The organism is Flavobacterium sp. UBA6135 (genome assembly GCF_002428305.1).
Classification (GTDB): domain Bacteria; phylum Bacteroidota; class Bacteroidia; order Flavobacteriales; family Flavobacteriaceae; genus Flavobacterium.
Window position 1 is genome coordinate 25,864 of record NZ_DIVJ01000048.1, and the last position, 12,208, is coordinate 38,071.

Below are 12,208 nucleotides of genomic sequence, written 5' to 3' on the forward strand. Positions count from 1 at the left end.
GATAAAATCGATTATGGAGAAGACAATTGAAGAAAACAAGCAAGGAACCAGCTTGGTTTTAGAACAAAAAGAAGGCAATACCAAAAAGCTTTTTATAGAAAGTTACGGATGTCAGATGAATTTTTCTGATAGTGAAATCGTAGCTTCCATTTTGCATGAACAAGGTTATAACACTACCCAAAATTTGGAAGAAGCCGATTTGGTTTTGGTCAATACTTGCTCGATTCGTGATAAAGCTGAACAAACCGTTCGCAAACGTTTAGAAAAATACAATGCCGTAAAAAAAATCAATCCAACAATGAAAGTGGGTGTTTTGGGTTGTATGGCCGAGAGATTAAAAAGTCAGTTTTTGGAAGAAGAAAAAATTGTAGATATGGTCGTTGGTCCTGATGCCTACAAAGACATTCCAAACCTATTAAAAGAAGTTGAAGAAGGTCGAGATGCAATCAATGTGATTTTATCTAAAGATGAAACCTATGGCGATATTTCTCCTGTTCGATTAAACAGTAATGGCGTGAATGCATTTGTATCCATCACTCGCGGATGTGATAATATGTGTACTTTTTGCGTTGTTCCATTTACCCGTGGTCGTGAAAGAAGTCGTGAACCACAAAGTATTTTAGAAGAAATCAAAGATTTATCAGACAGAGGCTTTAAAGAAGTAACGCTTTTAGGTCAAAATGTAGATAGTTATTTATGGTATGGTGGTGGTTTAAAGAAAGATTTCGACAAAGCCACCGAAATGCAACAAGCTACAGCAGTTGATTTTACGCAATTACTTGAAATGTGTGCCGTTCAATTTCCAAAGATGCGTTTTCGTTTTTCTACTTCCAATCCACAAGATATGCATGTGGAAGTAATCGAAATCATGGCCAAATACCATAACATTTGCAATTATATTCATTTACCGGTTCAAAGCGGAAGCACAAGAATTTTGAAAGAAATGAACCGTCAACACACCCGTGAAGAATACATGGCGTTGGTGGATAAGATATATGAAATTATTCCTGATATTTCGCTTTCGCAGGATATGATTACCGGTTTCCCAACAGAAACAGAAGAAGATCATCAAGACACCTTGAGTTTGATGGAATATGTGAAATATGATTTCGGATTTATGTTTGCTTATTCGGAGCGACCGGGAACATTAGCCGCCAGAAAAATGGAAGACAACGTGCCGGAAGAAGTGAAGAAAAGACGATTAAACGAAATCATCGACTTACAACAAAAATTAGGTTTAGAAAGAACCAAACGTTTTATTGGTCAAGAAGTGGAAGTTTTAATTGAAAAAGAATCCAAACGATCTACCGAGCATTGGAGCGGTAGAAATTCTCAAAACACAGTGGTTGTTTTTCCAAAAGAAAATTACAAAGTTGGTGATTTTGTGATGGTAAAAATCAACGATTGTACCGCTGCTACATTAATTGGAGAAGCGGTTGGGTATTCTGAGATGATGAATTAATTTTTGTTTCAGGTTTAAAGTTTCAGGTTAACTCCTAAACTTGAAACCTGAAACCTGAAACTTGAAACGTAAAACTAAACATGGAATCCGTACAAGCAATAAAACAACGATTTGAAATCATCGGAAACGATCCGAAACTCAATCGTGCGATAGAAAAAGCCATTCAGGTTGCTCCTACCGATATTTCGGTTTTGGTAACCGGTGAAAGTGGTGTTGGAAAAGAAAGTATTCCAAAAATCATTCATTCTCTTTCGCATAGAAAACATGGAAAATATATAGCTGTAAACTGCGGAGCAATTCCTGAAGGAACAATTGACAGTGAACTCTTTGGTCACGAAAAAGGTTCCTTTACCGGAGCTACCGGAGCTCGTGATGGTTATTTTGAAGTGGCAGATGGCGGAACCATTTTTTTAGATGAAGTAGGCGAATTACCATTAACGACTCAAGTTCGTTTACTTCGTGTGTTGGAAAATGGTGAATTTATCAAAGTAGGTTCCTCACAAGTACAAAAAACAAATGTTCGTATTGTAGCTGCCACAAACGTCAATATGTTTGATGCGATTGAAAAAGGCAAATTCCGTGAAGATTTATATTATCGTTTGAGCACTGTGGATATTAATTTACCGCCATTACGTGAACGAAAAGACGACATTCATTTATTATTTAGAAAATTTGCCGCCGATTTTAGTCAGAAATACAAAATGCCGCCCATCAAATTAGATGACAATGCGGTTGAATTATTGTTGAAATATCGCTGGAGCGGAAACATTCGTCAATTGCGGAATATTGCCGAACAAATTTCTGTTTTAGAAACCAATAGAACTATTTCTCATCAAACACTTTCCTCCTATTTACCACAAGAAGGCTCTAACCTTCCTGCTGTTATCAAAGATAAAAAAGCAGAAAATGATTTTAGTACAGAAAGAGAAATTCTGTATAAAGTACTTTTTGACATGAAAAGTGATTTGAATGATTTGAAAAAACTCACACTGGAATTGATGCAAAATGGCAGTTCAAAAGTGCAAGAAGCCAATAAAAATCTTATTCAAAAACTATACGGTCAAAAAGAAGAAGCCGAAATTGCATTTGAACAACCCAAAACTGAAAGCATTCCTTTGCAAAATCAATTTGAACAAGAAGAATTTGAAGACGATGATGACGACCAAAATTATCTTTTTGCCGAAACAGTTGAAGAAGAAGAAACCTTGCGATTGGATGCCAAAGAAATTGAACTCATCAAAAAAGCATTAGACAGAAACAAAGGAAAACGAAAAGCTGCAGCTGATGAATTAGGCATTTCGGAACGAACTTTATATCGAAAAATTAAACAATTTGATTTGTAAAAACATGAAAAAAATAGTCAAATACGGTCTATTTCTACTAGCAATTATTTCAATAAACAGTTGTAAATATTACAACTTCACCGGAACGGGAAAAATTGATGCAGAAACATTTCAGGTAAATTATTTTCAAAATAATGCCGAATTAATTGAGCCGGGAATAGAAAGAGATTTTACGCTAGCATTACAAGATTTAATTCAAAATCAAACGAACTTAAACCTTACTACATCAGGTGCTGATTTAATTTATGAAGGTGAGATTACAGCCTTTAGAATTTCTCCAATGACGGCAACAGCTGACCAACGTGCTGCTCAGAACAGAGTAACAATGAATGTTAGAGTTAAATTTACCAACACAAAAAAAGAAGAAGATGATTTTGACAAAACCTTTTCCTTTTTTTATGATTATCCTGCCAATCAACAATTGATAGGAGCAACACTTCAAGCTGCGAAGAACGAATTGTTCGAGAGAATTACACAAGACATTTTCAATGCTTCTTTGGCTAAATGGTAAATCCTTTTAATTTTTTATTCAAATTTGTTAAAAAAAACTATCTTTGTTTGTAAGCTAAATACATCACTTTGAATCTATCTGAATACACATATCTACTTAACAATCCTAATGCTATAAATGAAAAACAAGCTAAAGCATTAGAAGTTGTATTAGATAACTTTCCCTATTTTCAAAGTGCTAGAGCTTTATATTTAAAAGGACTTTACAACCAAGACAGCTATAAATATAATTTCGCTTTAAAACATACTGCCGCTCATACCTCAGACAGAAGTGTTCTTTTTGATTTTATTACTTCTGATGAATTTACCATTATTGAAAAAGATATCTACGAACGTAAATTAGCAGAATTACAAGATATTATTGTTAATGACAGTGAACTACTAGTTGCATCTGAAAATTCAATTCAAAAAGAAGAAATTAAAAAAATCATTGAAGTTGAAATTGAAAATGTTGAAATCAGTACAGAAGAAACCTTTTCAGCAGACTTAACTATACTTCCTGAGGAAACAGAAGCGGCTAAAGAAAAAAGCATTTCTAATGAAGTAGAATTAGAAATTATTGAAGATCAAAATATACCATCTACTACTATTCAATCAGAAGCAATTGAAATTGAAGACAAATTGGAAATTGGAAAACCAATTGCATTTTCTCAAAATGAAAAGCATTCGTTTGAAGAATGGCTTCAAATCACAAAAATACAACCTATTGACAGGACTGAAAGTAGTGTTTTAAGCATAAAACCAACAATAGAAGCAACTTCTGAAGCAAAAAAGGAATCCAATTCTAAAAAGAAAAAAATAGAATTAATAGATAAATTTATAGAATCAAACCCAAAAATTACGCCCGCAAAAGACATCGTTGAAAAAGCCACAATTGCAGTAGAATCAAGTGACAATACACAGTTGATGACTGAAACTTTGGCACGTGTTTATTTGGAACAAAAAAAATATCAAAAGGCAATTCAAGCCTACGAAATATTAATTTTGAAATATCCAGAAAAAAGTATTTTCTTTGCAGACCGAATTAAGGACATAAAAATTTTACAACAAAATAATCAATAACAATGAGTTTCTCAATTTTCTTATTTTTAATAACAGTAGTTTGTGTTTTACTTATCATAGTAATTATGGTTCAAAATCCTAAAGGTGGTGGTTTATCTTCTTCATTTGGTGGAACACAACAATTAGGTGGCGTTCAAAAAACTACAGACTTTTTAGATAAAAGTACATGGACACTTGGTATCGTACTAATAGTTTTAATTTTATTATCAAGTTTGAGTGATTTTGGTCAAACCAATACCATCACAATTGATAAAGGTGCTTCAACTCCTGTTGCTGCTCCGGTTCAACAACCTTTGACTCCAGCTGCAACTCCTACTCAGGCTGAAGGTGAATCAAGTTCTGAAACAAATCAATAATTAGAAATTATATAAATAGTTAATCCCGAAAAAATTCGGGATTTTTTTTTGGATGTACTGAAAAAATGTCAGTTTGAAACCTATGGCATAATTTCTGACTATTAGGAAAACAACAAATTAAATTTAATTAAAAAATATATTTTATGTCAGTAAACATTAAACCCCTTTCAGACCGCGTTTTAGTTGAGCCGGCTGCAGCCGAAACAACTACAGCCTCAGGAATTATTATTCCGGACACTGCCAAAGAAAAACCACAAAAAGGAATTGTTGTGGCAGTTGGTAATGGTAAAAAAGACCATACTATGACTGTAAAAGTTGGTGACACCGTTTTATATGGCAAATATGCCGGAACCGAATTAAAGTTGGAAGGCAAAGATTACCTTATTATGAGAGAAGATGATATTCTTGCAATCGTATAATAAAATAGAAAGATTAAAAAAACATCAAATAAATTAAATAGTACTATAAAATGGCAAAAGATATAAAATTCGACATTGAAGCACGCGACGGTTTAAAACGTGGTGTTGATGCATTGGCAAACGCAGTAAAAGTAACTTTAGGACCAAAAGGTCGAAATGTAACAATCAGCAAATCATTTGGTGGACCAACAGTAACCAAAGATGGTGTAACGGTTGCCAAAGAAGTTGAATTGAAAGATCCATTGGAAAATATGGGTGCTCAAATGGTTAAAGAAGTGGCTTCAAAAACCAATGATTTAGCTGGAGACGGAACAACAACTGCAACGGTTCTAGCTCAAGCTATCGTAAAAGAAGGTTTGAAAAACGTAGCGGCCGGAGCAAATCCAATGGATTTAAAAAGAGGAATTGACAAAGCTGTAGAAGCAATTGTTGCTGATTTGGGCAAACAAGCTAAAGAAGTAGGAAGTTCTACTGAAAAAATCAAACAAGTAGCTTCGATTTCTGCTAATAACGATGAAGTAATTGGCGAATTAATCGCAACTGCTTTCGGAAAAGTGGGTAAAGAAGGTGTTATCACTGTTGAAGAAGCCAAAGGAACGGATACATATGTTGATGTGGTAGAAGGAATGCAATTTGACAGAGGATATTTATCGCCTTACTTTGTAACCAATCCGGAAAAAATGAATGTGGAATTAGAAAATCCATACATTCTACTATATGATAAAAAAGTTTCTTCTTTAAAAGAGTTATTGCCGGTTTTAGAACCAGTAGCTCAATCAGGAAAACCATTATTAATTATTGCAGAAGATGTTGATGGAGAAGCTCTTTCAACGTTGGTGGTAAATAAATTACGTGGAGCCTTAAAAATTGCTGCTGTAAAAGCACCTGGTTTTGGTGACAGAAGAAAAGCGATGTTGGAAGATATTGCCATCTTAACCGGAGGAACCGTAATTGCAGAAGAAAGTGGTTATACTTTAGAAAACGCAACGTTAGAAATGTTAGGAACAGCTGAAAAAGTTTCTATTGATAAAGACAATACAACTATCGTAAACGGAGCAGGAAATGGTGATTTGATTAAAAATCGTGTTAACCAAATCAAAGCTCAAATGGAAACAACAACTTCTGATTATGACCGTGAGAAATTACAAGAACGTTTGGCTAAATTAGCAGGAGGTGTTGCTGTTCTTTATGTTGGTGCTGCTTCTGAAGTAGAAATGAAAGAGAAAAAAGACAGAGTTGATGATGCTTTACACGCAACAAGAGCAGCTGTTGAAGAAGGAATTGTTGCCGGTGGTGGCGTCGCTTTATTAAGAGCTAAAAACGTTTTAGCCTCTTTAAAAGCAGACAATGCGGATGAAGCAACCGGAATTCAAATTGTTTCTCGTGCGGTTGAATCGCCATTGCGAACCATTGTTGAAAATGCAGGTTTAGAAGGTTCTGTGGTTGTTGCAAAAGTAGCCGAAGGAAAAGGTGATTTTGGATACAATGCAAAAACCGACGAATATGTAGATATGCTAAAAGCCGGAATCATCGATCCGAAAAAAGTAACGCGTGTGGCTTTGGAAAATGCTGCTTCTGTTGCCGGAATGATTTTAACTACAGAGTGTGCTTTAGTTGATATTAAAGAAGAAAATGCCGGTGGCGGAATGCCGATGGGTGGCGGAATGCCGGGAATGATGTAATTTGGTATTAAGATTCGAGTATTAAGTATTAAGACTTGAGTATTAAGACTTATAAAGATAAAAAATCCGTCATGAAGAAATTCGTGACGGATTTTGTTTTTTATTAAATACTTAGATTTTGCAAAATTGAAAACGACATTGTATGATTCATGATATCATTGGTCGTACTTGGATTTAAATAATGATTCATATAACCCAATTCAATTCGAGTCTGTTCTTTAAAATGAATACCTAATCCAGTGAAAAATCGGTTTTGATCAAAGAATTTGGAATTAACTTTATTTTGCCCAATATTTAAAAATACTTCTGATTGAATGACACCATACAATGTATTATTAGAATTTTTGAAGTTAGATAAATGAATTAAATTTCTATTCAAATAGCGAAATCTGTTTTGATAATTTGTTGCAACAACTTCTGTGTTTTGATCAACTACTCCCAATCTGTCCACAAATCGCTGTTCAACTCGAATTCGATGATTCATTAGATTTTTATCTTCTTTCCATTTGTGATTGTAAACCAATTGTTGCCAAATTCTGTTTTCACCAAAATAATCATCAAAAGTTGGACTAAAAGTGTTGATTAAACCATATCCTAAACCCAGGTTTAACTTTGAATTAACATGATAAACGCCTCCAATCCTAAATAAATTTTGACGGCTATAATTTAGGTTGTCATCAAGTCTAAACTGAGCTTCAACATGAATGCCAACTTTTTCTTGAACCTTAATCTGACCAACGTATGCAAACCAATTGGCTTGATCTTCATTTTTATTTTGAGAATTCACCTCCGTAAAACAAGATAAAAAAACACAAAATAGAACACTTTTCGTAATCCAATTAACCCTCATAACCGGTCATTTTAGATTTTTATTCTTTTCTCTCATATAAGCAACATCCATGAAGGTCATTATAAACTTCATCTTTTGCTTTTGCTTTATTGGTATCGTGACCCACTTTTGCTATTGCCTCGTGAACTTGATCAATTGAACATTTGGTTTCATCTAAGATTAAATGCAAATCATGATGATCAATATGCCATGTGGCCGATTTAACACCTTTTACAGACAATGCAGCCTTTTCAATACGTTTTTTACACATATCACAATTGCCATTTACTTCGATATCGTATTTAGCATTTTTATTTTTCTTCTCTTGAGCTTGAACTGAAATTCCTAAGAAAGATATCATCAGTAGTAAAATTATTTTTTTCATTTTTAATATTGATATTTTTATTGATTTTTGAGATTGTTATTGAATTTTAAATCGTAATCCGGCATAATACATCGCACCAAAAACCGGAGCATATACCATTGAACTATCAAAATACGCACCAAAAGGATCGTTGCTTCCTAAAATTGCATTTTTTTGTTGGTAATTTCCAAAGTTTTCGGCTCCCACATAGACTTCAAAAGTTCTAGAAAATGTTTTGGTAACCTGTGCATTCATCACCGAAAAAGGATTTGTAAATTCTTTTAATCGATATTCCTCCGGGTTAGTTTGTGTTCGTGGCAAACGTTGTTTTCCCATCCAATTATAGGTAAAATCAAATTTCCATTGTTGCCCGTTATCTTTCACATGTGTTTCATAAGCAATGTTTGTGAAAAAACGATGTTTGGCTTGCAAAGGTCTTTCTACTAAACCAATCGTGTAATCTGTTTGAACATCATAATATTTATAAGCTGTTCTAATGTTGAAATGCGTTGAAAATTCATAACTCAAATCTACTTGCAAACTATTGGCAAACGATTTTCCGTCAAGATTATAAAAAAGTACTTGTTGCGGACTATTATCCACATCAACAATGGCTTGGTTTTGAAAATCGGTTCGATAAAAATCTACTGAAAATTCAGCATCTTTTCCAAACAGCTTAAATCCTTGTAAAAAACTAACGCCATAATTCCATGCAATTTCAGCATCTAATCCGTAAATTTTTCCGTTAGTATCTAAAATTTGAAATTGACGTGATGATGCAAAAAGTTGTTGGTTTTCGGCAAAAATATTAGCACTTCTTTTCCCTCTTCCGGCAGAAACTCTAAAAGTGGTTTTTTCAAAAGGTTTGTATCGTAAATGAGCTCTTGGCGTAACAAAAACCCCTAAACGATTGTGATAATCAATTCGACCGCCTAAAACATAACTCAAATCGTCATCATTGCAATAGGTGTATTCGAAAAAAGTTCCGATGGAATTGTCAATTCTACTAAAATCAGTTGCATTCACTACTTCACTAAATTGATCATAAGTGAAATTAATACCTGTTGCAAATTTGTGTAACGTATTGCTTATAATCGAATTGTAAATCAAATTGGAATAAAAACTACGTTGCGTGATATCATATTCATTTAATCCAAAATACGAATTTTGTTTATGATAATTGAATGCGTTTTGAAAACCAAAACTTCGCCATGGAATTTCAGGAGAAACACGACCAATTTTTGAGGAAACATCTAACTTTTCCGTACTGATTTCTGAACCCCAAAAATTGGTTGTTCCTTTATCTCTATCCGGATCAAAATCTACTTGACCGGTTTGTTTTTCATCATTCATATAACGAAGATTAATAAAACTCACCCAGCCTTTTTCGGCATCAACATATTGCCAACGATTGATGGCATTGATTTGTTTACCTATCGGATTATCTAAAAATCCGTCATCATTCATGTCATTTTTAGAAACTCTTGCATTTCCGTGAAGAAACAAACTAGTTGACCATTTGTCGGATATTTTTCTATTAAAATGCGTATTCAACTCAAAGCGTGAATCGGTTGAACCATAAGCATTCAAGAAAAAAGGGATATCATCATGAGGTTTAATCATTTCATAATTGATTTGACCTGAAATGCTTTCAAAACCATTGGCTACCGAACCTGCTCCTTTGGTAATTTGAATGCTTTCTACCCAAGTTCCGGGCACAAAAGAAAGTCCGTAAGCCTGAGAAGCTCCACGAATAGCCGGAATGTTTTCTTCTGTCATCAAAATATAGGGACTTGTCAATCCTAACATTCTAATTTGACGACTACCGGAAACCGCATCCGAAAAATTCACATCAATGGATGGATTGGTTTCAAAACTTTCAGACAAATTACAACAAGCTGCTTTTAGCAATTCTTTGCTTGTCATCGTTTGAACATTGGCTGGAGTTAAGTAATTTTTTTGAAGTGATTTTCTAACTTTAGTTAATGTCACCTCATCAAGTGTGGTGTCAAACTCTAAATTTTTAGTCACAAATTTAGGTTCAATGACCGTGACTTTTTCAGTTTTAAAGCCAACATAACTTATAACTAAGACCGTATTTTCTGAAGAATAAGGAATTGAAAAATTCCCTTTTTCGTCTGTAACAGTACCAATTTCTGTATTTTCCCAATAAATATTTACACCGGGAAGTGGTAGATTGTTTTCATAAGTAATTTTGCCGTTTATTTTTTCTTGAGAAAAAGAATAAATTGTAGTGAGTAAAAAGATGAAAACGATTATGGTTTTTTTCATGTAAAAAATTTTAAATTAAACAAAGTAATTCACTAAATGTGAGAACAGTTTAATTTAAAATTAGGCGTAAAATACCAATTGAGAATAAAGTTTATATAACGGAGGTGTATTTGAATCACAATAATAATGCAACTCTTCTTTGTTAATTTCTCCTGTAAATTCAGCAAAAACCGGAAGTTGATAGTTTGAAAGAAACGCCACAAAAGAGAAATCAAAGTTGATTTGACTAACAAGCATTTCGTCAAAATCGGCTTGAACAGTTTCGTCAGAACAACAACCATCATGATCGGAAAAAGAAGAACTACAACATGATTTTTCATCAGGCTGAGCATCCATTTCACAAGGTTCTTCCAAATTAAAAATGGATGATATTGAAGCAATTTCACCTCCACAATAATGCACATTAAAAGCCAACCCACTGGTAGCAACCAATAAGTGAATAGCCAAAAACAAGCTCATGGATTTTTTAAAATTCATAATGCAAAAGTACAATTTTTTGAAATAGTCAACAGTAATTTGATGTTAAAACAATTAAACTTCAACAATTTGACCCAATAGCGGTACTTTGCAGTTGTAATTAAATGTTTCTATTATTTTTAATCGTAAGGCATCGGCAGCTTCATTTTCGCCATGAACCATAAAAATCATTTTGGGTGGAGCTTGTAGTTCTTTCAACCAATTTAGTAAATCATTTTGATCTCCATGAGCAGAAAGTCCTTCAACCAAAACAACTCTTGCGTTTACAGTATAATATTTGCCAAAAAATTTAATTTCTTTATCACCTTCTAAAAGTTTTCTACCGCGGGTTCCTTCAGCTTGATAACCAACCAGCATTACTGTGTTCTCTGGTTTATCAATATATCTTTCAAGATAAGATAACACCCTTCCGCCGGTAATCATTCCGCTGGCGGCAATTACAACTTTGGGCTGTTTGCTATAAATTGCTGCAATGGAATCTTCAAAGTCAGAAATCATTGTGAACACACTACACATTTCTTCGCACTCGTGAGGATTCAGTTTATGCCATTTTATGTTTTCTTTAAAGACATCAATAACTTTAATTCCCATTGGGGTATCTATAATATAAGGGATATCGGGAATTCGATTCTGTTTTTTTAACTGCCACAACAAATACATTAACGTTTGAGCTCGTTCTACCGCAAAACTTGGAATAATTACGTTTCCTCCTTTTGCAACTGTTTCATTGATGATATTTTCTAACTCAAAATAAACATCTGTTTCAGGATGAACTCTGTTGCCATAGGTACTTTCCAAGAATATAAAATCTCCTGATTTCGGTTTTTGTGACGGATACATCAAAACATCATCATCTTGACCAATATCGCCAGAGAACACAAACTCTTTTCCATCAACATGCAACGAAATAGAACAAGCACCTAAAATATGTCCGGCTTGAAAAAATGAAAAAAAGGCATCTTCTGATAGGCGGATTTGCTGGTCTTTCTCTACCACTCTAAAAAATGAAGTTACTTGTTCTGCATCAGCAACGGTATACAAAGGTTCTGCCGGATTGTGTTTAGAAAAATGCTCCTGATTGGCTTTTGATGCTTCTTCTTCTTGGATTTTGGCACTATCGGCTAAAATTAATTTTGCAATTTGTTTGGTTGGAGCAGTACAAAATATTTTTCCTTTAAATCCATTTTTCACCAACAAAGGCAACCATCCACAATGATCCAGATGTCCATGTGTCAATAATACAAAATCTATAGTTGAAGGTGCTACTGACAAAGGTGCTCGATTTAGTTCTCGCAAGGCTTTGACACCTTGAAACATGCCACAATCAACTAAAATCCGTAATTCATCATGTTCAATAAGTGTTTTTGAGCCAGTAACTGTACCTGTTCCTCCTAAAAATTGAATTTTCATAG

General features: G+C 34.0%; 12 protein-coding genes. 7 read left to right on the forward strand and 5 right to left on the reverse strand.

Features of this window, described 5'->3' with window-relative positions; translation table 11 throughout:
* The first annotated feature begins 13 nt into the window (after nucleotides 1–13).
* The 7 genes from miaB to groL all read left to right on the forward strand — a co-directional run bounded on the left by miaB (nucleotide 14) and on the right by groL (nucleotide 6,834).
* Nucleotides 14–1,462, forward strand: coding sequence for a tRNA (N6-isopentenyl adenosine(37)-C2)-methylthiotransferase MiaB (gene miaB, locus B3L86_RS11665; RefSeq protein ID WP_291119284.1), 1,449 nt, complete (start codon nucleotides 14–16; stop codon nucleotides 1,460–1,462).
* Nucleotides 1,463–1,542: 80 nt separating this feature from the next.
* Nucleotides 1,543–2,805: a sigma-54 interaction domain-containing protein gene (locus tag B3L86_RS11670; RefSeq protein ID WP_291119287.1), complete on the forward strand. Its 1,263-nt coding sequence runs from the start codon at nucleotides 1,543–1,545 to the stop codon at nucleotides 2,803–2,805.
* Nucleotides 2,806–2,809: 4 nt separating this feature from the next.
* Entirely contained in the window at nucleotides 2,810–3,316 is a 507-nt protein-coding gene (locus tag B3L86_RS11675; RefSeq protein ID WP_291119290.1) for an LptE family protein, read from the forward strand.
* 68 nt (nucleotides 3,317–3,384) lie between these two features.
* Complete coding sequence (locus B3L86_RS11680) at nucleotides 3,385–4,377, forward strand: tetratricopeptide repeat protein (protein WP_291119293.1); 993 nt, start codon at nucleotides 3,385–3,387, stop codon at nucleotides 4,375–4,377.
* A 2-nt stretch (nucleotides 4,378–4,379) separates the two neighbouring features.
* Complete coding sequence (gene secG, locus B3L86_RS11685; RefSeq protein WP_291119295.1) at nucleotides 4,380–4,733, forward strand: preprotein translocase subunit SecG; 354 nt, start codon at nucleotides 4,380–4,382, stop codon at nucleotides 4,731–4,733.
* Between the two features lie 143 nt (nucleotides 4,734–4,876).
* On the forward strand, nucleotides 4,877–5,152 hold the full coding sequence (locus B3L86_RS11690) for a co-chaperone GroES (protein WP_188360561.1): 276 nt from the start codon (nucleotides 4,877–4,879) through the stop codon (nucleotides 5,150–5,152).
* A 50-nt stretch (nucleotides 5,153–5,202) separates the two neighbouring features.
* Nucleotides 5,203–6,834, forward strand: coding sequence for a chaperonin GroEL (gene groL / locus B3L86_RS11695; protein WP_188360560.1), 1,632 nt, complete (start codon nucleotides 5,203–5,205; stop codon nucleotides 6,832–6,834).
* A gap of 103 nt (nucleotides 6,835–6,937) precedes the next feature.
* On the opposite strand, the gene B3L86_RS11700 is transcribed toward groL, so the two are convergent.
* Genes B3L86_RS11700 through B3L86_RS11720 form a run of 5 tightly spaced genes read right to left on the reverse strand, consistent with a single transcriptional unit; the run spans nucleotide 6,938 to nucleotide 12,206 of the window.
* The gene (locus B3L86_RS11700) at nucleotides 6,938–7,684 is read right to left on the reverse strand and encodes a DUF2490 domain-containing protein (protein ID WP_291119299.1); all 747 of its coding nucleotides are present in this window, start codon (nucleotides 7,682–7,684) and stop codon (nucleotides 6,938–6,940) included.
* A 19-nt stretch (nucleotides 7,685–7,703) separates the two neighbouring features.
* Nucleotides 7,704–8,048: a heavy-metal-associated domain-containing protein gene (locus tag B3L86_RS11705; protein ID WP_291119301.1), complete on the reverse strand. Its 345-nt coding sequence runs from the start codon at nucleotides 8,046–8,048 to the stop codon at nucleotides 7,704–7,706.
* Between the two features lie 36 nt (nucleotides 8,049–8,084).
* On the reverse strand, nucleotides 8,085–10,319 hold the full coding sequence (locus B3L86_RS11710; protein ID WP_291119304.1) for a TonB-dependent receptor: 2,235 nt from the start codon (nucleotides 10,317–10,319) through the stop codon (nucleotides 8,085–8,087).
* Between the two features lie 60 nt (nucleotides 10,320–10,379).
* Nucleotides 10,380–10,796: an HYC_CC_PP family protein gene (locus tag B3L86_RS11715; RefSeq protein WP_291119307.1), complete on the reverse strand. Its 417-nt coding sequence runs from the start codon at nucleotides 10,794–10,796 to the stop codon at nucleotides 10,380–10,382.
* Nucleotides 10,797–10,850: 54 nt separating this feature from the next.
* Complete coding sequence (locus B3L86_RS11720) at nucleotides 10,851–12,206, reverse strand: MBL fold metallo-hydrolase (protein ID WP_291119310.1); 1,356 nt, start codon at nucleotides 12,204–12,206, stop codon at nucleotides 10,851–10,853.
* Nucleotides 12,207–12,208: the final 2 nt, after the last annotated feature.